Source organism: Bacteroidota bacterium (assembly GCA_016699695.1).
In the GTDB taxonomy this organism is placed as follows: Bacteria; Bacteroidota; Bacteroidia; order Bacteroidales; family UBA10428; genus UBA10428.
The window spans coordinates 3,538,947-3,563,490 of sequence record CP065006.1; the positions used below are offsets into that span (position 1 = coordinate 3,538,947).

20 protein-coding genes are annotated in these 24,544 nt (G+C 42.8%); 10 read left to right on the plus strand and 10 right to left on the minus strand.

Annotation, left to right across the window (positions count from 1 at the left end; translation table 11 throughout):
- Positions 1–61 precede the first annotated feature (61 nt).
- The 3 genes from IPM71_14745 to IPM71_14755 form a co-directional block, all read right to left on the minus strand.
- Positions 62–1,924 carry a hypothetical protein gene (locus IPM71_14745; GenBank protein QQS50822.1) on the minus strand — a complete coding sequence of 621 codons (1,863 nt, stop codon included), beginning with the start codon at positions 1,922–1,924 and terminating at the stop codon, positions 62–64.
- A gap of 54 nt (positions 1,925–1,978) precedes the next feature.
- Entirely contained in the window at positions 1,979–4,921 is a 2,943-nt protein-coding gene (locus IPM71_14750) for a DNA polymerase III subunit alpha (protein ID QQS50823.1), read from the minus strand.
- Positions 4,922–5,044: 123 nt separating this feature from the next.
- Positions 5,045–5,227: a hypothetical protein gene (locus tag IPM71_14755; protein ID QQS50824.1), complete on the minus strand. Its 183-nt coding sequence runs from the start codon at positions 5,225–5,227 to the stop codon at positions 5,045–5,047.
- 139 nt (positions 5,228–5,366) lie between these two features.
- Between IPM71_14755 and IPM71_14760 the strand changes: the two genes are divergently transcribed.
- Both IPM71_14760 and IPM71_14765 read left to right on the plus strand, forming a co-directional pair.
- The gene (locus IPM71_14760; protein QQS50825.1) at positions 5,367–6,071 is read left to right on the plus strand and encodes a hypothetical protein; all 705 of its coding nucleotides are present in this window, start codon (positions 5,367–5,369) and stop codon (positions 6,069–6,071) included.
- A 27-nt stretch (positions 6,072–6,098) separates the two neighbouring features.
- Entirely contained in the window at positions 6,099–6,413 is a 315-nt protein-coding gene (locus IPM71_14765) for a YbjQ family protein (protein ID QQS50826.1), read from the plus strand.
- A gap of 384 nt (positions 6,414–6,797) precedes the next feature.
- Here the strand turns inward: IPM71_14765 and tpx are convergent, their stop codons facing one another.
- Positions 6,798–7,298, minus strand: a complete 501-nt coding sequence (gene tpx / locus IPM71_14770; GenBank protein ID QQS50827.1) for a thiol peroxidase — start codon at positions 7,296–7,298, stop codon at positions 6,798–6,800.
- A gap of 104 nt (positions 7,299–7,402) precedes the next feature.
- Here tpx and IPM71_14775 point away from each other — a divergent pair, with 104 nt between their 5' ends.
- Complete coding sequence (locus IPM71_14775) at positions 7,403–8,458, plus strand: DUF4421 family protein (GenBank protein QQS50828.1); 1,056 nt, start codon at positions 7,403–7,405, stop codon at positions 8,456–8,458.
- 169 nt (positions 8,459–8,627) lie between these two features.
- Here the strand turns inward: IPM71_14775 and kdsA are convergent, their stop codons facing one another.
- A complete protein-coding gene (gene kdsA, locus IPM71_14780; protein QQS50829.1) occupies positions 8,628–9,446 on the minus strand; it encodes a 3-deoxy-8-phosphooctulonate synthase in 819 nt (272 codons plus the stop codon).
- 293 nt (positions 9,447–9,739) lie between these two features.
- On the opposite strand from kdsA, the gene IPM71_14785 reads away from it, so the two are divergent.
- On the plus strand, positions 9,740–10,471 hold the full coding sequence (locus IPM71_14785; protein QQS50830.1) for a hypothetical protein: 732 nt from the start codon (positions 9,740–9,742) through the stop codon (positions 10,469–10,471).
- A 10-nt stretch (positions 10,472–10,481) separates the two neighbouring features.
- Positions 10,482–12,518 carry a methyl-accepting chemotaxis protein gene (locus IPM71_14790; GenBank protein ID QQS50831.1) on the plus strand — a complete coding sequence of 679 codons (2,037 nt, stop codon included), beginning with the start codon at positions 10,482–10,484 and terminating at the stop codon, positions 12,516–12,518.
- Positions 12,519–12,981: 463 nt separating this feature from the next.
- On the opposite strand, the gene IPM71_14795 is transcribed toward IPM71_14790, so the two are convergent.
- The 3 genes from IPM71_14795 to IPM71_14805 all read right to left on the minus strand — a co-directional run bounded on the left by IPM71_14795 (position 12,982) and on the right by IPM71_14805 (position 16,128).
- Positions 12,982–13,710 carry a hypothetical protein gene (locus IPM71_14795; GenBank protein ID QQS50832.1) on the minus strand — a complete coding sequence of 243 codons (729 nt, stop codon included), beginning with the start codon at positions 13,708–13,710 and terminating at the stop codon, positions 12,982–12,984.
- Positions 13,711–13,993: 283 nt separating this feature from the next.
- A complete protein-coding gene (locus tag IPM71_14800; protein QQS50833.1) occupies positions 13,994–14,611 on the minus strand; it encodes a transposase in 618 nt (205 codons plus the stop codon).
- Positions 14,612–14,826: 215 nt separating this feature from the next.
- The gene (locus IPM71_14805; GenBank protein ID QQS50834.1) at positions 14,827–16,128 is read right to left on the minus strand and encodes a replication-associated recombination protein A; all 1,302 of its coding nucleotides are present in this window, start codon (positions 16,126–16,128) and stop codon (positions 14,827–14,829) included.
- A gap of 146 nt (positions 16,129–16,274) precedes the next feature.
- On the opposite strand from IPM71_14805, the gene IPM71_14810 reads away from it, so the two are divergent.
- From IPM71_14810 to IPM71_14825, 4 genes are read left to right on the plus strand one after another with little or no spacing between them, the layout of a single operon-like run.
- Entirely contained in the window at positions 16,275–17,087 is an 813-nt protein-coding gene (locus tag IPM71_14810; GenBank protein ID QQS50835.1) for an SDR family oxidoreductase, read from the plus strand.
- Positions 17,087–17,500 carry an acyl-CoA thioesterase gene (locus IPM71_14815; protein QQS50836.1) on the plus strand — a complete coding sequence of 138 codons (414 nt, stop codon included), beginning with the start codon at positions 17,087–17,089 and terminating at the stop codon, positions 17,498–17,500. Before IPM71_14810 ends, IPM71_14815 begins: the two co-directional genes overlap by 1 nt.
- Positions 17,501–17,548: 48 nt before the next feature.
- Complete coding sequence (locus IPM71_14820) at positions 17,549–19,750, plus strand: bifunctional (p)ppGpp synthetase/guanosine-3',5'-bis(diphosphate) 3'-pyrophosphohydrolase (GenBank protein ID QQS50837.1); 2,202 nt, start codon at positions 17,549–17,551, stop codon at positions 19,748–19,750.
- A 42-nt stretch (positions 19,751–19,792) separates the two neighbouring features.
- Entirely contained in the window at positions 19,793–20,419 is a 627-nt protein-coding gene (locus IPM71_14825) for a hypothetical protein (GenBank protein ID QQS50838.1), read from the plus strand.
- 18 nt (positions 20,420–20,437) lie between these two features.
- Here the strand turns inward: IPM71_14825 and IPM71_14830 are convergent, their stop codons facing one another.
- Positions 20,438–22,585 (minus strand): cation:proton antiporter, encoded by a 2,148-nt coding sequence (locus tag IPM71_14830; protein ID QQS50839.1) that lies wholly within the window; start codon positions 22,583–22,585, stop codon positions 20,438–20,440.
- A 210-nt stretch (positions 22,586–22,795) separates the two neighbouring features.
- Between IPM71_14830 and IPM71_14835 the strand changes: the two genes are divergently transcribed.
- Positions 22,796–23,779 carry a carbamate kinase gene (locus IPM71_14835; GenBank protein ID QQS50840.1) on the plus strand — a complete coding sequence of 328 codons (984 nt, stop codon included), beginning with the start codon at positions 22,796–22,798 and terminating at the stop codon, positions 23,777–23,779.
- Between the two features lie 73 nt (positions 23,780–23,852).
- Here the strand turns inward: IPM71_14835 and IPM71_14840 are convergent, their stop codons facing one another.
- The gene (locus tag IPM71_14840) at positions 23,853–24,536 is read right to left on the minus strand and encodes a TrkA family potassium uptake protein (GenBank protein QQS50841.1); all 684 of its coding nucleotides are present in this window, start codon (positions 24,534–24,536) and stop codon (positions 23,853–23,855) included.
- Positions 24,537–24,544: the final 8 nt, after the last annotated feature.

The window sequence follows — 24,544 nt, forward strand, 5'->3', positions numbered from 1 at the left end:
TGTCAATGATTCGTTGTTAGAGTTGCTCACTCTAAATAAAAACAGCATAAAAATTGAAATGTTAATTCGGTTTGCTTGCCAAGGGAATGGTAATAATAAACCGGCTTCCTTCTCCAACTTTGCTTTCTACTTTAATGGTGCCATATTGCTTCTCGATAAAGCTTTTGCAGAGCCACAAACCAAGTCCCGAACCGTGCTCACCCCGTGTACCTTTCGAGTGGTAATCGGCCGAATGTATAAACAGGCGTGAGAGTATTTCAGGTTTTATCCCAACTCCACTGTCCGTAACGCTTATCTGTAGCATTTTACTTTGCTGTTCACTTGCAATGATCACCGTCGAATTGGGTTCAGAGAATTTGATGGCATTTGACAACAGGTTTCTCAATACAGACGACAGAAGATTCGCATCACCAGCAACTTGTATGTCATCTATTAGTTTTTTGATTTCTATATTTTTGCTATCAGAAAGGTGCTGGGTATGTTTAATTGCCAGATCAACCAGGGGAGTAATTTTTAGATTTTTTATGCGGGCTTCTATTTTATCCTTGTTATAACTTGCCCAGGTTAATAGGTTTTCTAAAAGATCATAGCTGGATTCGGCCACAGGATAATAGCTTTTCAATAGTTTTTCGAGTTCATTGCAACTAATTTTATCGTCGTGAAGGAGCCAAAGGGAATTACGCAGGTTGCCTATTGAACTGCGCAAATCGTGACTGATTACCGATATAATTTTGTCTTTTGCGGCATTGGCTTTCTGAATTTCTTCCAATAAAAAAGCATTTGCCTTGTTTCGATTGGCTCTTTGCCAGGCCATTATCAGCAGACTAATTATAAGTAGCAGACCAACTACCGATAATATTACCAATAAGGTGCGCTGCTTTCTGAGTAGTTTGTTTTCTGCAGCTTGAGTCTCTAATGTTTGTTGCTGCTCATTGTATCTGTACTGGGCTTTGTATGCCTGGATAAAGGACTCCTTGTTTTTTTCGCGCAGCGAGTCGGCATAGTCGTTTCGCAGAATGGAATATTCGAGGGCTTGTTTGTAATTTCCTATTTCCTGGTAGGTTTTAAAAAGTAGTTCGTAATTATAGATTACAACATCGAGTAAATTTAACTCTATGGCCATTTTCAGCGATTTCCCGGCATATTCAATGGCTTTGTTGTAATCTTTACTTCGGAAGTAGGTGTCGGCCAGGTAGTTCTTATCGATGGCCATTTCGTATTCCGATTGGTTTAAGGAATCAATCCGATAGGCTTTGTTGTGGTAATAAATGGCAGAGTCGAACTGGTTCATTTGCGAAAAGGTCTCCCCCAGGTGGCTGTATATTATTGGAGCAGGTTCCTGCTTCATAAAAGCATATAAAACTTGCGCTTTTCGCAGGTAATAAAGTGCCGAGTCAAATAAATTGTTTTCGACATGCCACATCGCAATATTGTGGTAGTCGTAAGTAATCTGCATAGTATCTTTAGTGTCGGTATTAAGCGAGAGGGCTTTTCGGGCGTGGTAAATTGATTGTTCCAGGTCGTAGCTGAAATAGTAGGTTTCTGACAATTTACTATGGCAGAATGCCTGTTTGCTTTTATCGCTTCCCGCCAGTTCGAGTGCATCAGAAAGTATTTCGAGAGAGGCCAGGTAATCATTCATAATTGAATAATAGTCGCTTAAGCTGCAATAGGTATTAAACAGTAAGGTAGTATCGCTGGTATTTTTTGCAAGGGTTCTCAGTTCTTCAAGGTGACTGTAAACCTCTGACGGATTGTTTCGGAAGTAAAGATTAACAATCTCCTTATGTAGTTCTATTTTACTTGAGTCGGACATATCGGGGTTTAGCTTTTTTTTCAAGCTATCTACTTCGGTTTCCCACTGTCCGGCAACGATCACAGAGAATAACGATAACAGTATTATTTGTGAAATTGATTTAATCATTCTATCTATTCTAACTATGGCTTTGTAACGAGCCAGGATTGATTTTTGTTGCAATTAATACCGTGGATCGGGAATAAAAGGCAGGCGGGCCATTTTTTGTACTTCAATGCTCGGAAAACCAAATTCTTCCACCACTTTTCCCAGCACCAGGTAAACGCCATTTCCTTTAAAGGGATAGTTTTTTAAAGAGGCCGGAAAATGAACGGTATCAAAAAATTCTCCCTCGGTATCGAGAAAGCATCCAAAGTGCATCCACTCGTTTTTTACAGTTCGCACATATTTAATGGTTACCAGGTTGCCCAGCATGCGCACTGTTTTCCCAACTTGTTGCCTCAGGTGCCGGGCGCAGACAGTGCCCCTGAATTTTGTTTTTAACAGATCGAAGGTACTCATGCTCACCGTAAATCCAAGCAATTCCATTTCGTCATAGGCGTCTTCAACCGGCTCCTGTGCCAGGGCAGGCAATTTGTATTCGATGGTTTTTTCCTCGAAAAGTTTTTTTGTCCGTATTGTTTTTCGTTCGGCCGAGAGCAGCATGTGGGCTTCCCAGAGCAGTTCTTTTTTGGTTTTTCCGGTAACCCGAAGTGCACTGAGTCGTATCAGCAAAATAAGCTGTTCCCGTGCAATGCCGGTGCGTCTGATCAAATCGCCCAGACTGGAGTAGGGGCCATTTTGTCTGCGTTCGTCGGTGAGCCTGTGGGCCAGTTCTGTTTCGAGGTTTTGAATGTGAACAAAGCCTATGTAGATATCGCTTCCGTACAAACAGGTGAGGTATTCGCTCTGGTTTACGCAAGGCAGGTGCACCTTGGCTCCCAGGCGCCTGGCTTCGTTAAAATAAACCCACCGCTGATAAAAACCTCCAAAATTATTGATGACAGCCACGATAAATTCGTGCGGAAAGTAGGTTTTTAAATACAGGCTCTGGTAACTTTCAACAGCATACGAAGCCGAGTGGGCTTTGGAGAAGGCATAACCTGCAAACGAAGCTACCTGGCGCCACACCTCTGCAGCAAACGCTTCGGTGTAGCCTTTCTGAGTGCAATTACTGAAGAACTTATCCTGAATGCGACTGAACTCCACCCGTGAGCGAAATTTACCGGCCATGGCACGGCGAAGAATATCGGCATCGGAAAGATCGAGCCCTGCAAAATGGTGGCATACCTTAATCACATCTTCTTGGTACACCATTACGCCAAAGGTTTCCTGCAGCTGCTCTTTCATTACGGGGTGCAGGTACTCAAAACTTGTGGGGGCATGGTAGCGACGGATGTATTCTTTCATCATGCCCGAGCGGGCTACTCCCGGCCGAATGATGGAACTGGCTGCCACCAGGGTGAGGTAGTTATCGCAGTGCAATTTACTGAGCAGGCCACGCATGGCCGGACTTTCGATGTAAAAGCATCCGATGGCTTCGCCATTGTAAAGCCTTTGGTTCACCTCTTTGTCTGTCTTAAATTCCTGCACCCGGTGCACATCAATTTTTTTTCCTTTGTTATGCAAGACCAGCTCAGCGCAATCGTGAATGTGACCAATGCCGCGCTGACTAAGAATATCTAATTTTTCGAAACCCAGATCTTCGGCCACGTACATGTCCCATTGTGTGGTTGGCAGTCCTTTCGGAGGTAGGTCTAAGGCCGTATAATACCCCAGGGGTTTTTCTGAAATAATGATACCTCCTGCATGCACACTGCGTAAATTCGGAAAATCGACCAGCTTTACCCCTAACTGAAACAACTCATCACTGATGCTGTTTTGGTTTTGCGGATCACCCGGGTTGTCTGCCAACTGGTCTATTTCTTCTTTCGGAAGCCCTCGTACTTTGGCCAGTTCGCGTACAATCGACTTATCTTTAAACGTGCTGATGGTACCCAGAAGGGCCGTGTGCTCGCGGCCATAGCGTTTAAAGATATAATCCTGTACTTCGTCGCGGTCCCTCCACGAGTAGTCGATGTCGAAGTCAGGCGGACTGCTCCGCTTGGGGTTTATGAAGCGTTCGAAATACAAATCCAGCTCAATGGGGTCTACATCGGTAATGCGCAGGCAGTAGGCTACAATGCTGTTGGCCCCGCTACCCCGCCCTACATGGTAAAATCCCCTGTGAAGGGTGTAGCGTATAATGTCCCAGGTGATAAGGAAATAGGACGAAAACCCTAGTTTATCGATTACCTCCAGCTCGTGCCTGATACGCTTCCGGGCTTCCGGGTTCGAAGGGCCATAGCGATAAAGCATGCCCTCGTGCGCCAGTTTTTCGAGTAGCTGTTTATCGTCGTAACGGCTACCCGAAAAAATCTGTTTGTTCTTTGGTGTTTTAAACTCGAACGAAAGGCTGCAGGCATCGAGCAGGCTTCGTGTGTTTTTTACGATGAACGGAAAATCGTCATAAGCTATTTTAAACAGGTCGGGAGGCAGAAAGTACTCGTCCTCGCGGGCCAGGTCGTCTGGTTTGAGCCGAGTGAGAAGGATGTTTTTGTCGATGGCACGCAGATAGGTGTGAAGCTTATAACTGTCGGAACCGGAAAAATTTACCGGGTACAGGGCTACCAGCTTATGAGGCATGCCCAACAGGGGCGAGGTAACCAGTTTTCGAAGCTCGTGGGGGCGTATACCAATAAATTCATTGACTTTTAGCCTGCGAGGCAGCTTATTGCTGAAAGGGTAGATTACCAGTGCATTTTGCCATACTCCCGGGCAGGGAGGCAGTGGGGCATGGTTCAGGTTATGCCAGGTGAGAAAATCGTTCAGTTCTTTGTATCCTTCGTTATTGGCAGCAATACCGATGTACAGCAGTTGATGCCTGTTGTCGCGAAACTCGATGCCCCCTACCGGTTTGATGCCTGCCCGATGGCATTCCATCACAAAATCGGGCATGCCGCTGGTGTTGTTGATGTCGGTGAGCGTTAGCACTTCTGCTTGGTTCTTTCTGGCTTGCTCCACCAATTCACGCGGCGAAAGGGTGCCGTAACGCAAACTGTAATAACTATGACAGTTAAGGTACATTACTTCTTGTTAAGGTATATCGATGCTATTTCTTCTGTATCCGATTGTTTGCTTTACGGCCAGGCAGCTTCCCAGGGTTTGGGTTGAAGCTGCGACTTGCATCGGTGAAAATCCGGAACTTTGTTAGTTGGGTGTGAGGGTGGGGTTGGGGTTTTCGGTTATCAGCACACCTTTGTATTGATTGATATCGATAAACTGATGCATAATGCTAATCAGCGCATCGTAGGAGTAGCGGTTGAATCTTTCGGGTAACTGCACCTCTTCCCAACCCCGGTTTGCTTTCGAAATAAAGATTCGTGTTTTCATCTTATGAAATGATTATAATACAATCAAATATTCGATTATAATATAATACATATTCATAAAAATCAAAAATATTTTTAAGGAAAAAGTACTAACTTTGATGGCCTAAGTACATTGACTAACTCAATCAAACAAGAAGATCATGTACCTGCCACAACCCTCTGTAGAGCTGCTGGGAATACGCATTGACGAGCCGGTTACAACCCTCACCGATTTGTTTGTGTCGGCCATGTGCTTTTATGCTTTTTACCGGCTTAGCTCTATACCCACCCGAAACAAAATGCACACCTACCTGAAGGTGTATTTTATGAGCATGGGCATTGCTACTACCATTGGCGGACTGGTGGGGCATGGGTTTTTATACTTGTTCAGTTACAACCTGGAATTACCGGTTTCGCCCTGGAAACTTCCGGGCTGGCTTACCAGTATGATTTCTATTGCCATGGTCGAAAGGGCCTCGATTGAGTATGCACGTAAATTAATAAAGCCCAGGGTAGGGACTTTCTTTGCCTGGCTCAATATCATAGAGCTGATTACCTTTATTGTAATCACATTTTCTACCCTCAACTTTTTCTTTGTAGAGGTGCATTCGGCTTATGGTTTGCTGGTGGTGGTAGCCAGTTTCAATACCTATGTGTTTTATCGTACCCGCAGTGTAGGTAGCCGAAACTATATTATTGCTGTGGGTATCTCGGCCCTCTCTGCACTTATTTTTATGAACGAATGGGGCCTGCACCAGTGGTTTAACCATTTCGACATCAGTCACTGCCTGATGACAGTTAGCGCATATTTCTTTTTCCGTGGATCGATGGCTGCCATTTTTGACCCTGTTCTTGAAGCGAAATAATTTATATAACACAAAAAACAATTAAGTATGAACTTAACCAGTACACCCGATTATCCGGGCCGTGAAATTACCCAAATACTTGGTATTGCCAGGGGCAGCACTGTGCGCGCCAGAAACATTGGCCGAGACATTTTTGCGGGATTAAAAAACATTGTGGGCGGCGAAATTTCAGAATACACCCAGCTACTTGCCGATTCGCGCGAAGAAGCCTTGCAACGTATGTGGTTTGATGCAGTAAAAATGGGAGCTGATGCCGTTATCAACGTGCGGTTAACCACTTCGGCAGTGATGCAGGGTGCCGCTGAAATTCTGGCTTATGGCACGGCTGTAAAATTAAAATAATGATGCTGGGTTTAATTCTATATACACTGGCTCTTTTCGCTTTTCTGGTTTTGCTAATTGTATTAATTGTGCGAAGAATAGAGGAAAAGCAAAACGAGCAATTCGAAAAGCGTAAAAACTAAAAATGCACCCTTAAATTATACTTAGGGGTGCATTTTATGTATTTTGCTTAAAACTATTTTTGAATATGCATTATTATACCAGAAAGATAGATAATGCTTGTATTAATATTAATGTTCAAGCATTTGTTCCTTTTTGCTAACAGACTCTTTCTACTTCCTTAGTGGAAACAGCGCGGGGGTCAGCCCCTTTAGGGGAAAGAGGGGTGAGCGTGGGCATGATATTAAATAAGCTTGTAACTGGCATAATAGAGGCTAATCAAAACTATTTCAAATGTTTAATCGCCTCGTCGTAATTGGGTTCGTTTACAATTTCAGGCACCTGTTCGGTATATACCACCTTGGCCTCTTCGTTGAGTACAATCACAACCCTCGAATGTAAATGTTTGAGTGGTCCATCGATTATTTCCAATCCATAGTTTTTACCAAATTCACCAGTTGCAAAGTCCGAAAGGGTTATTACATTGGTCAGGCCTTCGGCACCACAAAAACGAGCCTGAGCAAAAGGCAGGTCGCGCGAAATGCACAATACTTTGGTATTAGGCAATTCCGAGGCCAGTTTGTTAAATTGGCGTACCGAGGCTGCACAAGTGCCGGTATCGAGGCTTGGAAAAATATTCAGCACAAGTCTGTTTCCTTTAAAATCTTTCAGACTTGAAACCGACAAATCGTTTTTTATCAGGTTAAAATCTTTTGCTTTCTCGCCTGTCTTGGGTAAATTGCCAAGGGTTTGCACCGGATTTCCTTTTAATGTAATTGTTGCCATTTTCTTACTATTTTTTACTTTCTACTTATAACCAAACATTGAATTAAATGTTCGCCAGAAGAAACAGATATTGCCAATTTCAGAAATACTATAACCTACAAATTTTGAAACCATTTTCGCAGCAAAGAATAGTATGGCTTGCGGCATCTTTTTGTGTATTATCATTGCCTCTTTTTAGCAATGATACTATCCCCGCCCGGGAGAAAGATTCGGTATTGGCTGTACAAGCGCCAGTCTACAAGATATCTTATTCAGATCAACTGGGAATTTACCTTTATGGAATTTCGAAATACAGCAATTTCGAACTTCGCGAAGCGGGACAACCAAACGACTCTATAATTAAATACAGACCGAACAGCAATTTTAACCTGGGGGCCGGGTTTAGTTACAAATGGATGGGATTTAGTCTGGCCTTTAACCTGGGCTTTATTAATAATGATAATAGTTTAAAAGGTAAAACATCGAGTTTGGACCTACAGCTCGACATTTTTACGCGGCGCTTTTTAATGAATGCCAATTTGCAGGCTTATAAGGGTTTTTATTGGTACAACCCGGAAGTATTTTATCCCGAATGGAATAAGCAGGATTCGCTGCTGGTAAGGCCTGATATCACAACTTTATCTTTAGGGTTCAATGGCATTTATGTGTTTAAGCACGATAAATTTTCTATACGAGCCCCCTATCAATTCACCGAACGACAGCTTAAGAGCTGCGGTAGCTGGCTTGCCGGATGGCGCTTTTCGGTTTACAGCATGGTGGCAGATTCTTCCATCGTTCCGGAGCCGCTTTATGGATTTTATCCCAATTTATCGAAAATGGGTGGTCTTGGCTCGCTAAGTATGGGTGGGTCGTTTGGCTACACCCATACTTTTGTGTGGGGCAACTATTTTTTTGTAAATGGTTTACTGATGATTGGGTTGAATTTACAAAGTCTGGCTGCCTATGATCTGGACGACGAGCCTCTAGGCAGTGCGTCCTCAGTTTCGAGCCATGCTACTTTTCGCTTTTCATTGGGTGTGAATAAGCCTGGTAGTTACTATGGCTTAAGTTTCTTTTCCGATTCTTTTCTGCTGAAAAACCCAAACGAAACAGAGTTAACTTATTCTTTTGGCAAATTCAGAATTTATTATGGTTTGCGTTTCGATATAGAGAAGACCTAAAACAAGAAAGCCTGCATTGGGTCGAATGCAAGCTTTCTGCTAATATGGGTCAAATCGTTAGGGCTAACGGAACTAAAGTACTAAGAATACTTAAAATTCCAAGCTATTTCATAAAAAAATTTAAAATACTTGGGAAACGATTCTTTTAAAAGTGATCCATTATTCAGATTTACAGAGAATTAACTGTGCTTCTGATTTTTGTCAACTTTTGCAATAAGTCTTCTAAAAGGTCGAGCCGGAGCATGTTTGCACCATCTGATTTCGCCAAACCCGGATTTGGATGCGTTTCGATAAAGAGCCCGTCGACTCCAACTGCAATTCCTGCTTTGGCAATGGTCTCAATCATGTCTGGCCTTCCGCCCGATACACCCGATTCCTGATTGGGTTGCTGGAGCGAATGGGTAATGTCGAGAATGACAGGGAACCCGAATTGTTTCATTTCGGGTATACCTCGGTAATCTACAATCAGATCACCATATCCAAACATGGTACCGCGGTCGGTAAGCATTACCTGCGAATTGTTCGAATCAACTACTTTTTGTGCCACATGCTTCATGGACGAAGGTGCCAAAAACTGACCTTTTTTTATGTTTACAATTTTGCCTGTTTGCGCGGCTGCTATCAACAAGTCGGTTTGGCGGCACAAAAAGGCCGGAATCTGCAATACATCAGCCACCGTGGCTGCCAGGGCAGCTTCTTCGGCGGAATGAATGTCGGTCACGATGGGGAGCTGGTATTTTTCTTTTACCTCTTTTAAAATCTGAAGGGCCTTTTCGTCACCAATACCTGAAAAAGAATCGATTTTCGATCGGTTTGCCTTACGGTACGAAGCTTTAAATACATAAGGAATGTGGAGGCGTGTTGTAATTTCTTTAACCCTTTCGGCTACTTCAAAGCAGAGGTCTTTACTTTCAACTACACAAGGGCCGGCCAACAGGAAAAAATTCTCTGATTGTTGAAGCCGGGAATAAATGTTTTCTTGTATCATACATTTTCTTTACGAGCTGCTAAAGTTAATGAAATTGATTGGAAAGCATTTCATCAAATTGTAAAGAGGTAAATGGCAATGCAAAGCCACAAAATAGATGATTTCAATTGATTCAATGAATCTCCGATTTGTTTACGGAGTCCTTTCCCAAAAAAAAGAGGATTGTGATGGAAAAATAAACTATTAGTCTTAACTTGAAGATAGGAATTCATTTGAAGGAATTTCTTCACAAGAAGTATCTAATTAAATTGAAATAGAAGTGCTTTCAATTATTGCATTAAAAAAATCAAATTATGAGAACTTCCAAAATTTTCCTTGTGGCGTTGCTTGCTCTCCTCTTTTTGCCTCTTGCCGGCCAGACAGAAGAAGAAGGTACTGCTTCGGCTTTTTCGGCCGACCTGGGTGCTGACCTTGTGAGTAGTTATGTGTGGAGGGGCCTGGCATTGGACAATGCCGCCAACATACAAGGTTCTGGCGAAATTGGACTGGGTGGTTTCTTCGCCGGGGCATGGGCTTCGGTGAATTTTACAGGTACTTACCAGGAGACTGACCTTTATGCCGGCTATGGCATAGGAAATTTCACTTTGTCTGTCACCGATTATTTTATTGGCTGGGAGGACTATTTTAATTTCATACACGACCAGACCGGGCATGTGGGTGAGCTGATTGCAAGTTATACTATCAGCGAAAATATTCCGCTTACTTTTACGCTGGGTACCTTGTTTTATGGTGCCGACAAGAAACTCGATACAGATACTACCTTTTCAAGCCAAAACAACTATTCTACTTACCTCGAAATGATGTACCCTTTTTCTGTGGGCGAGACTGAGCTTAGCCTGGTTGCTGGCGGAGTGCTTCAGGAAAGCGCTTTTTACATGACCGAAGGGGCTGCCCTTATTAACCTGGGAATAGCAGTTTCCAAAGAAATTAAATTTACTGAGCTTTTTAGCCTGCCTATATCTTTTGCACTCACCGTGAATCCTGAACTGGAAAATGTTTACACTGTGTTTAAAATAAGTTTTTAAATTTTTTAAAATGAAAACATCATCAATCAGTACCCGTTTGTCGGTAATTCTTGGCTTAGTTATTTTATTGGCCATTTCAGTGCTTACGCTGGTGAATACCATCAATGCCTCGCGCCTTGCCAGGAAGAATGCTCAAAACGAAATGAATGCCATACTTCAAAGTACCAGCCAGGCCATTGAGTCGCAGATAAACATTACCTTGTCGGAGCTTGATATGCATTGGAAGGATTTACTGGTGCTTTCGGAGAAACCCAGCTTTGTGCGTACCGATCTGCAGGATGTCTACCGGAACATGATGCAAGAAGATCCGAATATGATTGGGTATACAGTATCGGTGGAGCCGGGTAAATTCGACGGAAAAGAAGCCAGCTACATTGGATACCCGGGATATTATGCCGATGGCAGGTTTTCGGAGTATTGGTACCGGGAAGAAGGAGAAATTTTACGCTCCGACCTTACCATTCCTTTCGAGCAGGATCTGGAAGAAAGTGGTTCTGACTGGTGGGAGATCCCTAAAACAAGCATGCAGAATTACGTGTACATGGATTTGTATAAAATAAATGAGGTATTTGTTTTAATGCTTTCAGTGGCTAAACCATTGAAACGAAACAACAGTTTTGTAGGGGTTATCTGCGTCGATTTTATAAGCGATTTTATGCAAACCGAAGCCCTGAAGGCGCAGGCTAAACTCTTTGAAGGAAATAGCCGTGTAATCATCTATTCGCAAGATGGTTCCGTTGCAGCCGACACCCGTAATCCTGAAAACATTGGAAAGAAAATTAAGGATTTGGAACCTGAGGAGGCAGACAATTTTATGCAAATGATTGAGAGCGGAGCTGAAACTAACTTTAATTTCCGTGACGATTATTGCAGCGTGGTACCCATGCAGTTCGAGGGTACCAGTACCTTCTGGCAGGTGAGGGCAGAGGTACCACTGAAGGTAATTAATGCCAGCACAAAAGCGCAGTTGATAAGGCAATTGGTAATTGGTATAGTGATGCTGGTGCTTATTGTTATTTTGCTTTTTGTGCTAATCGGGCAATCCCTAAACCCACTCAGAAACCTTTCGAAAGTAGCTGAGCAAATAGCTGCCGGCAACCTTGTGCACCAAATCAATATTAAAAGACAGGATGAGATTGGGCAATTGGCTTCTTCTTTTTCCTTGATGATTGAAAAATTAAAATCGGTAATTGGCCAGGTGAGACATAGTTCGTACGAGCTTTCTATAGCAGGTAAGCAACTAACCGATACTTCGCAGCACCTTTCGCAGGGTGCCAGCGAGCAGGCATCGTCGGTAGAAGAGGTTTCTTCGACTATGGAAGAGATTGCTTCGAATATTCAACAAAATACAGAGAATTCGCAGCAAACCGAAAAAATATCCACAGAAGCCAACCAGGGAATCAAGCAGGTTGCGGAGCGCACCGTGCTGGCTGTAGATGCCAACAAGGATATTGCCAATAAAATATCAATAATTACCGACATTGCTTTTCAAACCAATATTTTAGCGCTGAATGCTGCCGTTGAGGCTGCCCGGGCAGGTGAACATGGAAAAGGTTTTGCCGTGGTAGCGGCGGAGGTCCGCAAACTGGCTGAAAGAAGCAAACTGGCTGCCGATGAAATTGTTACTCTGGCCCAAAAAGGACTCGACTTATCGCAGGGTGCCGGAAAGGTTATGGAGGAGGTATTGCCTAAAATACAAAACACCACCAAACTGGTGCAGGAAATTACAGCTGCCAGCCTCGAGCAAAATAACGGGGCCAGTCAGGTGAACAATGCCATTCAACAGTTGAATACCGTAACCCAGCAGAATGCTGCATCGAGCGAAGAACTGGCTACCAATGCCGAAGAACTATCGGGCCAGGCCGACAACCTGAACCAGATTATCTCATTCTTTCAAACCGGCGATGAAGACAGCTTCAAGCAGGATAAAAGAGCTGGTTCAAAAAAAGTAGCTGCTCCCCAAATTAAAGCGAGTGCAACAAACTGGAAGGGTACAAACATTCAATTGCATTCGTCGGGCAAGGATAATGATTTTGAGAGTTTTTAGGCCTTTATCCAAATATAGGTTGTTTGATTGATTGACACCTAAAAAGCAAAACCCGGCTTAAGAGTCGGGTTTTACTTTTTAAGGCAGATGATAAATGCGGGGAGAAAAGGTAAGGGTAAAAATACCTGGTACCTGGGCATGGTATGATCACTTAGAGAGGTTTGATAGACTCCCCACTTTGCATGATGGGCTTCCTTTTTTTGTCGGGCTTACTCCCTACTTTGAGAATTGTGTCCCTTCTCTGTCGGGTTGGCTCCTATCTCTGTCAAGCAGGATTCTATGTCTGACAGAATGTGTCTCATCTATGTAGGACTTATTTCCTTCTCTGAGAATTAAGTCCCCACTTTATCAGGTCGGCTATCATCTTTGTCAAGCGGGCTTCTATGTCTGTCAGATTGCTTCCCATGTTTGTTGGGATTACTACCTGCTCCGAGAATTAAGTTCCAACCCTGTGGAACAGGGTTTAAGCCATTGCTGGCATTTTACCGGATATCTTCGATGCTGTTCCCAGATTGGAAAGTGCTTTAGCAAAGGTGAATTGTTCTTTCTTTAAAGGTTCGTACTGATAATAATTCGATGCTATTTTGCAGATACCGATTATCAAATCATAAATTGCGTTGAAAACCTCGGTTACCTCCTGGGTGATTTCTTTGGTAGAACCTTTAAAAGCCTCCTGGGTAACATTGGCTTGCCGGAATGTATCGGCATAGCCGATGATGTTGTCGATGAGAGTGGGGTTTAAACCTTTGGCAGTAATTTCCTGGTGTAAGGTTTCGTTCATGTTGGTTTTGAACTGATAAAGCAACTGTACCAATGATTCCTGGTTGCCTTTTTGTGCACCACGAAGATGTTTTGCAAAGCCAAGGTTTTTCAAAATCTCATCGCGTTTTGTTGTTTCCTTTTTAAAGTCTTCGTCGATTTGTGTTTTGAAATAGGATACATCTCGTTTGGCAGGAAGCTGAATGGTAGCAAGGGTAGCTGATGCATTTCGCAGGTCTTTTTTTGCATCTACACCCAAATGGGTTTCGATAGCCTGGTCGATGCGGGCAATGAGGCTGTTTGCATACTGCTCTGACCAATCGGTGCGAGTTGTTGAAAGTTCTGAAATGTTAGTTTTGAAACTTTCGGCGATGGTTTTAGATGCCATAAGCATGTCGACATCTTTACAATTGTAATTGCGGTTTTTTGCCATGATAATTAAGAATTTTGATTAAGGAATAGAGGTGTAACGTTGTGTTACAGAGGGGAAAATACAAAAATATTTTAAAATGGAAAATAAAATTTGCTGTATTTATTTATGAATGACTGATTTATAACATCACACTCATTTTGCATGCTTAAAATTAACATCCTCACACCCCTTTTCTTCTTTCATTATTAAAGGCCAATAAGGGTTATGCCATATCGTTTTCCAAATGGCGTGGTTTGGTTTTCAATATCAATAGTGTCTTCTAACACGATTTTGGCTATATCCATCATTTGTGGTTCGCTTGTGTGTTATAAAATTTATCCTCCTGCCATTTGGTTGGGTTATTCAATATATAATCTGATATGGTTTCAAAAGATTGTTCGTTACGGATAATGTGGTCGTGAAAACGCGATTGCCATTGAAAATATTCGTAATTGTTTTTGTTACACCACCGTTTTAACGAAGATTTGAATTGGTTTATGATGGTTGAAACAGAACCGGAAATGGGTTTGGCAAAATGTCGTTCGTGTGGTTGTGATTGTTGGGACATGCCATGATGTAGGGATTTGCCATGATGCAGGGATTTGCCATGATGTAGGGATTTGCCATGATGTAGGGATTTGCCATGGCAAATCCCTACAATTTCAATGATACCATGCAAATGATTGGGCATTACAATATGTTCATGTAATTTAACCTGTGGGTAATGGTGTGGGATTTCCATCCAATATTTATTTGTAATGGTACCCAATGGATTTAATTCCATTTTTCCATTTTCAATATTGCCAAATAAACATTTCCTGTCTTTCACACAGATGGTAATAAAATACACCCCTTCTTGTGAATAATCATATCCTTTCAAACGTATTGATTGTCGTTTGTGGATTTCAGGATTATAATTCATATCCAATTATTTTTAGATACTTTTAATTTCATCATCCAACAATTCAGCCTTTTGATATTTCAATCTTGTCAATTATGCACGTATCTGTCTGCTGTGCGGTTTTTTTACACTTGCCAAAACCTTGCATATAGTAATTAGCATTTTGCTCATTTATTCGGCTTATTATAATGTCTGACTATGTTATATTTTGTCATGTTGCAAAGATCGCCACCATCTTAATAATTATAAATATCACCCCACTGTTTCCTGAACTTTTCTGTGAGTTCATTCTCACGGGCATTTGCCTGGGGTTTATAAAAAATGGTGCCTTTTACTTCGTCGGGCAAGTAGTTTTCTTTCACAAAATTTCCTTCGTATTCGTGGGCATATTGGTATTCTTTACCATATCCGAGGTCTTTCATGAGTTTGGTGGGGGCGTTGCGAAGGTGCAAGGGAACCGACAAGTCGCCGGTCTTGCTCACCAGGGCTTGCGCATCGTTAATGGCCTGGTAGGCCGAATTGCTTTTGGGCGAGGTAGCCAGGTAGATGGCTGTTTGAGAAAGTATAATGCGCGACTCGGGCCAACCAATCATGTTCACTGCTTCGAAACAGGTTTTGGCTATGAGCAGGGCATTGGGATTGGCAAGCCCGACATCTTCGGCTGCCAGTATCAGCATACGGCGGGCTATAAAACGCACGTCTTCTCCCCCTTCAATCATGCGGGCCAGCCAATATATCGCGGCATTCGGATCGCTGCCGCGCATTGATTTGATAAAGGCAGAAATAATGTCGTAATGCTGTTCGCCATTTTTGTCGTACACGGCCATGTTGGCCTGCAGGTGCTTTTTTACGGTATCGTTGTCGATAGCCAGTTCATCCGGATCTTCCTGTAGCAAGGCATTCACAATTATCTCGAGCAGGTTTAACAGTTTTCGTGCATCGCCCCCCGAATAGCGAAAAAGGGCTTCGTATTCATCTACCCTGATGGGTAGTTTTTTAAGAAGTACATCCTTTTCAATGGCCCTGTTCAGTATGGTAAGTAAATCCTCTTTTTCGAGGTTTTTTAAGATATACACCTGGCAGCGGGAGAGCAGAGGAGAGATAACTTCGAACGAGGGGTTTTCGGTGGTGGCACCAATGAGGGTTATGGTTCCTGCCTCTACAGCACCCAGCAGAGAATCTTGCTGGGCTTTGTTAAAGCGGTGAATTTCGTCGATAAACAAAACCGGGTTGGGAGAATGGAAGAATTGCTGTTTTTTAGCTTTTTCGAGCAATTCGCGCACATCTTTAACTCCGGCATGCACGGCATTTAATGCATAAAACGGACGTTTTAAGGTATTGGCAATGATCCGTGCAAGGGTGGTTTTACCCACCCCTGGAGGACCCCATAGAATAAAAGAGGGTATGTTGCCCGATTCGATGCTTTTACGCAACATGGCTCCCGGACCAGCCAGGTGCTGCTGCCCGATGTAATCGTCCAGTGTCATGGGGCGCATGCGGTCGGCCAGGGGTTGATTGCTTGCTATGTCTGCTGTCATTGCTGTTCTTTGTGGCTGGCAATTTATTAAAAATATCGCTAAGAAAACGGTTTATTCTGCCTTCTTAAAAAAGCTTAAAATGAACAATGTGCTTTTCGGTATGCCCATGAATTAAACTATATTTGTTCCACCTAAAAAATCCAGCAATGACTTTTAAAGATAAAGTTGTAATAATAACAGGGGCCTCCTCTGGAATTGGTCTGGCCTGCGCCCGGGCTTTTTCACAGGCAGGTGCCAAAGTAGTGCTTGCTGCCCGCTCTCATGAAAAACTGCAAGAGGTTTCGGCAGAATTATCCTGCAACGGTCAATCATGCCTGGCCATAAAAACTGATGTGACTGTGGAGGACGACTGCATGAATATGGTAGAAAAAACCCTTGAGAAATTTGGGAAAATCGATATTCTGATCAACAATGCGGGTATTTCCATGCGGGCCTTATTCGAAGAGGTAGAAATGGATGTGTTGCGCAAGGTAATGGATGTGAATTTCTGGGGAACGGTGTATTGCACCAAATATGCTTTGCCGCATATTGTCCAAACGAAAGGCAGCATTGTCGGAATATCCAGTATTGCCGGATTTCACGGACTGCCTGGCCGTACCGCTTATTCTGCTTCGAAGGCTGCTATGCATGGCTTTTTAGAGAGCGTACGCATCGAAAACTTAAAGGCGGGAATTCAGGTATTAATTCTTGCCGCCGGATTTACGGCTTCAAATATTCGTAAAAGTGCCCTCGATGCACATGGGAATCCGCAGGGTGAAACACCACGCCCCGAAGAGCGCTTGACTCCACCTGAAAAAGTGGCGGAAAATGTGATGCGCTCCATACGCAAGCGTAAGCGTAACCGTATTATGACCACCGAAGGGCAACTTATGGTTTTTCTTCAGCGGATTATTCCCCGTCTGGTTGATGTTACGATTTACAAAAAGTTTAAAAATGAACCGAATTCACCCATCAAATAATGCCCGAAGATAAAATTACTTTTCGCGTTCGTTATGCCGAAGTCGACCGTATGGGTTATGCACACCATGGCAATTATGCGGCTTATTTTGAAATGGGGCGCACCGAACTGATGCGAAAGGCCGGGGTGGTTTACAAAGAGTTGGAAGATCAGGGCATCATACTTCCGCTCTCTGAATTCAGTGTAAACTATTACAAACCAGCTTTGTATGACGATGAACTTATTCTGGTCACCAAGCTTGAACCACCTGCAGGAGTGCGTCTTGTGTTCAAATATTTTCTTTATAATTCGGCCAATGAATTACTGGCCGAAGGCATTACACCTCTTGTCTTTGTCGACCGAAGCACCCGTAAACCCATACGCCCACCTAAAGAAATTATCCGTTTGCTGGATGCGAATTTCAAAATAGAATAGCAAAACCTCAGCCTTCAATTTACTACCTTTGTTGCCAGAACTACTGATATGATCGATGAATTAAGCCATATCGAAGAAAAATACAAGAAAGCCTTTAAGGTATTGCTTGCCGATATTAAAAAGCGCAAGGAGGTAGATAGTACCGAAAACCTTGAGCAGGCTTTTCTTGATCTCGTGCAAACGCGCCAAAATGAAAAGCGATCGGGAGGGAAAGATTATGTGCTTAGCATGGTGGAAGCGGCACGCATCGGAGTGAATGATATTGGTCTGGGCCGCACTTCGCTTATTAGTCTTTTTGTTTACCATGCCATTGAAAAAAAGCAAATCGATATTACGGCCATTGAAAAAAAATATGGCGAAGCGGTAGCACTCATTGTCGATGGTCTTTCGAAGGTAATGAGCATTGAAGAGATAACGGTTTCGTCGCAGGCAGAAAACTTTAGACGCTTGCTTCTCAATCTTGCAAAGGATGTGCGGGTAATACTCATTATTCTTGCTGAAAGGCTTGAATACATGCGCGAACTGAAGCACATGAGCCAGGAAGAACAGATCAGAGCGGCGAGTGAAGCAGCATATTTGTATGCCCCCCTTGCCCATAGGCTTGGTTTGTACCTTGTAAAAACCGAGATGGAAGATATCTCCCTGAAATATACCGACCGCAAGACTTATAACATGATTGCGCACAAGCTCGACGAAACCATGCGTGAGCGTCAGGAGTTTATTGAAAAATTTATTACGCCCATCGAATCAGAATTAAAGAAACAAGGTTTTGATTTTGAAGTAAAAGGCCGTCCCAAGTCAATTTTTTCAATCTGGAACAAGATGCGCAAAAAGGAAGTAAGCTTCGAAGATATTTACGACCTGTTTGCCATCCGCATTATACTGAATACAGAACTTAAAAATGAAAAGTCAGATTGCTGGCAGGTGTACTCGGCTGTAACCGACATTTATCAGCCCAATCCATTGCGTATGCGCGACTGGATTTCGGTGCCTAAATCGAATGGCTACGAATCATTGCATACTACGGTTATCGGTCCCGATGGGAAGTGGGTAGAGGTACAAATTCGCACCTCGCGCATGAATGAGATTGCAGAAAAAGGGGTTGCTGCCCACTGGAAATACAAAAGTGGTGACACACAGGGTGGTGTTGATAATTGGTTGGCCAAGATCCGCGAAATTCTTGAAACTCCGGAGCCTGATGCCGATAATTTTATCGACGATTTTAAATTAAGTTTATACAGCAAGGAGATATTTGTTTTCACCCCTAAGGGCGACTTGCGCAAGTTTCCTGAGGGCGCTACCGTGCTCGATTTTGCCTATGACATACACACGGGCGTTGGTGGTACCTGCACAGGGGGTAAAATTAACGGTAAAGTGGTTCCCATCAGGCACAAACTGCAAAATGGTGACAAAGTAGAGATTCTTACTTCCAAATTACAGAAGCCCAAAATCGACTGGCTCAACATTGTGACCACAACCAGGGCCCAAAAGAAAATTCGACAAGCATTAAACGAGGAACAGGCCAAAGGGGCAGCTGAAGGAAAGGAAATGGTGAAAAGGCGCTTCAAAAACTGGAAAATCGAATACAACGATGAGATTATCCGGCGTATTATGAAGCGCTACAAATTGCCAAATGCCCAGGAGTTTTATTACCAGGTGAGTACCCAAAAGATTGATTTGTCCGATCTGAAAGACTTTATCAACGAAGAAGAAAAAGAAGAAGCAATATTAAAGGGCCTTGATGACATTGCACAGGAACCAAAAAGCAGTTCCCCTGAGAAAAGCACCAATCAAATGCTTATCATCGCCGAGCAACTGGCCAATATCGATTACAAACTGGCCAAATGCTGTAACCCCATTATGGGCGATAGTATTTTTGGATTTGTAGCCATTAGCGAGGGTATTAAAATTCATCGTACAAACTGCCCCAATGCGGCCCAGCTAATAGGCAAGTATGGTTACCGTGTGGTGCCAGCCAAATGGACACGTAAGAGCCCCGATTCGGTATTCCCTGTGAACATTCATGTAAAAGGCGAAGATCAGAAAGGGATTCTGCACAGCATATCAGAGGTATTTGCAAAAGACAATGCTGTTACCGTTCGTTCGATCAATATCAATACGGTCGAAGGGGCGTTTCATGGCATAATTGGTCTGGCAGTGCGCGACCTGACTCATCTCGACAGTCTTTTACAAAAACTTACAGCTATCAAAGGTGTTTATTCTGTGAACAGGTTGGAAAGTAATGCCTGAAAAAAAACATTTTAGTTTTATCTTTACAGAAACCAGCAGATTATGAAAAAGTCATTTCTATTCCTTTTGCTTCTCCTTCCAATGACTTTTATACGAGCACAGGAAACAGATCAGGTAGTCGATTTTACCGATGAAGCGATCATAGAAGTTACGGAACAACCAACACCGGTTTCAGTAGTTCCTGCAAAAAAAATAAAATTTGGTGCCGATGCCGGAATGGCTTATACGGTTTCTTCTGCAGGTTACAGTGGCCCATCATTTTTGCTTTCGCCTTATGCCAGTTATCCCATCAACAACCGCCTCAGTTTAAGGGCCGGGGTTTCGATGGAGTATAGTCAGTTTTATTACCCCCACTATGCCGCACCAGGAGAATCGGCCATGCTACCCATGACCCGCATGTTCCTCTATGCTTCCGGAAATTATAAAGTGAACGAAAGACTGGATGTGAATGGCGGAGTATATCAGCAAGTACAGTATGTTCCCAACCGAACTCCCGGACAAACTCAAAGTCAGTATAATTCTCATGGCATATCCATGGGGTTTAATTACAAGATTACACCATCGGTAAGTTTCAGTGCACAAATTAGAATGGAACAACCCGGATTTTCCGATTCGTATAGTCCCGTGCGGAATCCTTATCAGCAGTCTGGCGTGCCAGGCTGGTGGTAATAAAACGTGGCCTTAGGTTTATTTAGCCTTGAACAACCGGGCAATGGTTTTACCTAATTCATCCAGGCGTTCTACGGGTTCCATCAGTGATGGATTGTTTAAATCCAGTTCATTGTTTTCTGAAACACCATATTGCCTAGGATAGATCAGAATAAAATTATACTTATTAAAATACTTATTCAGGTAGTGTGGAATTTTACGCATGCTTTCGTGGTACGAAAGCTTATGGGCACGGCTGAGTATTAAAATCAGGTTATCATCTTGCCGCACATTGCGCGAAAGAATTAGAAAATCATCCCAATTATCAAACAAAACAAAACTAGCTTCAATTTTATATTTATCAAAAATATCTTTGATAGTTCTGTTGGTTCTGGCGTTGCCATAAAATACGAATTTTGCCCCTGTGTTTTTCGAAATATTGTAAATTTTTGCTATCCAGAAGGGGAAACCTGGTTCGCGTTCGGCATGGGCAGGAATAACAACAACGTGTCTTTTAATAGTTGAAATGGGTTGAGCCGGTTTGTAAACCAGTGTTGTAGCATTGCTTTGCGACAATACTCCTTCGGTGAGTTTACCCAGAAATGATTCGGTAAGGGCTTTCTTTTTATGTAGTCCCAAGACCAGGTCGGTAATGTTTTGTTCCTTAATAATGCTGGTAATGCCATTTATCGTGTCTATGTCGTAGCGCAACAGGCTATGCAAATGTGTGTCGCTTGCCGAGGCAGTAATGGTAGCTTTTTCAAGAAATTTTCGTGCCTTGATTTCGGCATCCGGATCAGAGGTGTTGTGGTTTATGATGTTCAGCGCATAAAGGTTACTGTTTTTGTTTTTCGATTTTATAATTGTACTCAAACCAATCAGTTCTTCAATATTTTCCGGATTATTAATGGGAATAAGTATGTTCTCCGGAAACTCAGAATCGTCACCTTCGTTTGGAACTGAACTTGCCAATGAAAGATTTTTCCCCCCCTTTTGGGCAGCAAAGGTTGCAATGGTGCACGTTACCAGTATCATAACAATTGTTCCGTTTAACACGCTATCGTTCAATAATCGAATGGGTTCACCAGTTGCAGTTTCGCCTAATATAATGTTATAGCCCACTAACACCGCTGCCAGGGTAGCAGCAGCTTGGGCATTGCTTAAGCCAAAAATAATTCTTCTTTCGTCGAAGTTGTACCCTAATGATTTTTGAGTGGCCCAGGCTGCAAGGTACTTTGCCACTGTAGCCAGCACGGTCATCCAAATGGCTACTTTAATTGTTTCGAGGTTAGTAAAAAACACTTTGTAGTCAACCAACATGCCTACACTAATGAGAAAGAATGGAATAAATACAGCGTTTCCCACGAACTCAATACGGTTCATCAGTGGCGAGGTCGATGGTATAAGCTTGTTTAGGGCTAATCCGGCTAAAAAGGCACCAATGATGGACTCAATACCGGCAGCAAGTGCTAATGATGCCGATAGAAAGACCATTGCCAGCACAAATATGTATTGCATTATTTTATCGCTGAAGGTTTTAAAAAACCAACGGCCAATAATGGGGAAGAAAATCATCACAAAAAGCCCAAAAACCAGAATCGACACTGACATTTCAACCCAAAAACGGGTGTTCACTTCACCATGCACCATGCCCACAATAATTGCCAGAACCAGAAGAGCCAATGTGTCTGTAATCATGGTACCCCCGACGGCTATGTTCACCGATCTGGTTTTTGTTACCCCAAGATTGCTGAGTATTGGGTAAGCAATTAGGGTGTGTGAGGCAAACATACTCGCCAGCAGCACAGAAGTATATATGCTGAAGTGTAATACATACAAACCCAGCAAGGTGCCAAGAACCATTGGGATGATAAAGGTGTACATTCCAAAAAGTAAGCTTTTTCCGCTGTTTTTTTTGAATTCGTTGCGGTCGATTTCAAGGCCGGCCAGAAACATAATATAAAGCAATCCCGCTGTGCCGGAAAGTATTATACCGCTATCGCGCTGCAGGAGGTTAAACCCATTGGGCCCAATAAATGCCCCTGCAATGATTAAACCGAGAATATGAGGTATTTTTATTCTATTCAGAATGATGGGAGAAGCAAGTATTATTGCGAGAATTACCAGAAATTTGAGCACCGGGTCTGTCAATGGAAAGCTTAAATCGAGGTTCCCAAATAATATCATATACTGGGCTTTTAGTTAGGTTCTCAAAGATATCATTTTTAAGATAATGATTTACTTGCTATTTATCACAAAAAGTGGCAGGTGAAATGATTTTTTCTACAGAGCAATTAAGGATTCAGACACTAACCAAGGTATACAGAAAGTACGATAAGTATCATTTGCTGTCGGATGAGAATTTGATAAATCGCAATATGTTTAATTCAAAAAGCTATGAGTAAATTGGCAGTGATTGCATTGGGTGGTAATGCCCTTTTGCGCGACAACCAGGATGGAACCATCGACCAGCAAGAGCAAAATACAACGGATACCCTCGAGAACATTGTTTTTCTTCTAAAACAAGGATACAACCTTGTTATTACCCACGGCAACGGACCACAGGTAGGTAATATAGTGATGCGGAACGATGCAGGAGAGCACATGTATAATATACCACAAATGCCGCTGGATGTGTGTGTAGCCGATTCGCAGGGTGGTATCGGGTATATGATAGAGAGAGCTTTAAAAAATGTACTTACCCGCCATGGAATTAAAAGAAACGTACTCACCCTAATGACCATGGTGGAAGTAGACCCCAATGACGAAGCATTTAAAAACCCCTCCAAGCGTATTGGTAAAGCCATCAGTCTGGAAGAAGCCAACAAAATGACCGAGGTGAAAGGCTGGGTTTACAAGGAAGAAAAGAAACAAACAGCCGGATACAGAAGGGTAGTACCTTCGCCAATGCCCAAGCACATTATGAACTGGGAAGTGATAGCTCGCAATGCCAAGGAAGGTACCATTATTATTGCCGTAGGCGGTGGTGGAGTGCCTGTGTATATAGACGAAGAACAAAATGTGCGCCCATCGGAAGCCGTAATCGATAAAGACCTTGCCTCTTCTATGCTGGCAAACCAGATTGGTGCCAATGAGTTTTACATTCTTACCGATGTGCCTTTTGTGTATAAAAACTTTGGTCAGCCTAACCAGGAAGTACTCGAGTTTTTAAACCTGGCCGATACCCGCGAATTATTAGAAGCAGGAGCCTTTGGCGAAGGAAGCATGGCACCGAAAATCAAGGCTGCCATTCAGTTTATCGAGCGAGGAGGAGATAAAAGCATTATCACGGAGTCGAAAAAACTGGAAGATAAGGCCTATGGTACAAAAATTACCCTGGAATACGACGAGAAAGACCTCCATAAATACGACAAAGCCTAGTGCTTTAAAAGAAAAAAGCCCCTGCTTAAATGATTTTCACTTTTAGCAGGGGCTCTTCCGTTAAACAAGTTCCTTATAAATTGATAAAGTCCATAATATCTTTCTTCTTTCCTTTTACAATAAAACGCATATCGCTCTCAAGCACTACATCTGTTTCGAGGTTTTTCTTTTCGATGGCATTCCATTTCACAAGGGTAGGGGTCGATAATTTTTTGTCGAGTTGTTTCAATGCCAACAGGATAATTTTATGGTGATTCTTAAAATCAATGTCCATAATGGTTTGTCCAATGTATTCCATAGGGATTCCTACTTCTGCAATTTTAATATCGTCCGATACGTTGTAGATGCTGTAAACCCCTTTCATGGTAAGCTGCTCGGCAAATACACTGGCAGTTTCGTATTCGGGGTTGATTGTGTTGGAAACGCCCAGAGAATTTAACACTGTTTTGTGCACCAGCGAACTTTCGCGGCTATAGATGTTATTTACCCCAAGCTTTTTTAACAATGCAGTTGTCATTACGGACGAACCAAAGTCATCGCCAATGCACACTACTACCATGTCTGCATCTTTCAGAGGCAGGGTTTTTAGTGCGTGGATATCGGTAATATCCATAGAAATGGTGTTTTTGATGGTGGTTTTAAAATAGTCAACCTTAGCCATATCTTTATCCACACCAATTACATCGTGCCCTAAAGAGGTAAGTTTTTTACCCAGCGAAGCACCAAAATTTCCAAGACCAATGATTACAAAGTTCATGTGAATTA

Excerpts from the sequence above, each read along its gene's own strand:
- IPM71_14810 (QQS50835.1), top strand. The coding sequence starts at position 16,275 with ATGACTTTTAAAGATAAAGTTGTAATAATAACAGGGGCCTCCTCTGGA.
- kdsA (QQS50829.1), bottom strand. The coding sequence starts at position 9,446 with ATGATACAAGAAAACATTTATTCCCGGCTTCAACAATCAGAGAATTTT.
- IPM71_14825 (QQS50838.1), top strand. The coding sequence starts at position 19,793 with ATGAAAAAGTCATTTCTATTCCTTTTGCTTCTCCTTCCAATGACTTTT.
- IPM71_14760 (QQS50825.1), top strand. The coding sequence starts at position 5,367 with ATGTACCTGCCACAACCCTCTGTAGAGCTGCTGGGAATACGCATTGAC.
- IPM71_14765 (QQS50826.1), top strand. The coding sequence starts at position 6,099 with ATGAACTTAACCAGTACACCCGATTATCCGGGCCGTGAAATTACCCAA.
- IPM71_14815 (QQS50836.1), top strand. The coding sequence starts at position 17,087 with ATGCCCGAAGATAAAATTACTTTTCGCGTTCGTTATGCCGAAGTCGAC.
- IPM71_14755 (QQS50824.1), bottom strand. The coding sequence starts at position 5,227 with ATGAAAACACGAATCTTTATTTCGAAAGCAAACCGGGGTTGGGAAGAG.
- IPM71_14830 (QQS50839.1), bottom strand. The coding sequence starts at position 22,585 with ATGATATTATTTGGGAACCTCGATTTAAGCTTTCCATTGACAGACCCG.
- IPM71_14795 (QQS50832.1), bottom strand. The coding sequence starts at position 13,710 with ATGGCAAAAAACCGCAATTACAATTGTAAAGATGTCGACATGCTTATG.
- tpx (QQS50827.1), bottom strand. The coding sequence starts at position 7,298 with ATGGCAACAATTACATTAAAAGGAAATCCGGTGCAAACCCTTGGCAAT.
- IPM71_14805 (QQS50834.1), bottom strand. The coding sequence starts at position 16,128 with ATGACAGCAGACATAGCAAGCAATCAACCCCTGGCCGACCGCATGCGC.
- IPM71_14790 (QQS50831.1), top strand. The coding sequence starts at position 10,482 with ATGAAAACATCATCAATCAGTACCCGTTTGTCGGTAATTCTTGGCTTA.
- IPM71_14800 (QQS50833.1), bottom strand. The coding sequence starts at position 14,611 with ATGAATTATAATCCTGAAATCCACAAACGACAATCAATACGTTTGAAA.
- IPM71_14750 (QQS50823.1), bottom strand. The coding sequence starts at position 4,921 with ATGTACCTTAACTGTCATAGTTATTACAGTTTGCGTTACGGCACCCTT.
- IPM71_14820 (QQS50837.1), top strand. The coding sequence starts at position 17,549 with ATGATCGATGAATTAAGCCATATCGAAGAAAAATACAAGAAAGCCTTT.
- IPM71_14745 (QQS50822.1), bottom strand. The coding sequence starts at position 1,924 with ATGATTAAATCAATTTCACAAATAATACTGTTATCGTTATTCTCTGTG.
- IPM71_14840 (QQS50841.1), bottom strand. The coding sequence starts at position 24,536 with ATGAACTTTGTAATCATTGGTCTTGGAAATTTTGGTGCTTCGCTGGGT.
- IPM71_14835 (QQS50840.1), top strand. The coding sequence starts at position 22,796 with ATGAGTAAATTGGCAGTGATTGCATTGGGTGGTAATGCCCTTTTGCGC.
- IPM71_14785 (QQS50830.1), top strand. The coding sequence starts at position 9,740 with ATGAGAACTTCCAAAATTTTCCTTGTGGCGTTGCTTGCTCTCCTCTTT.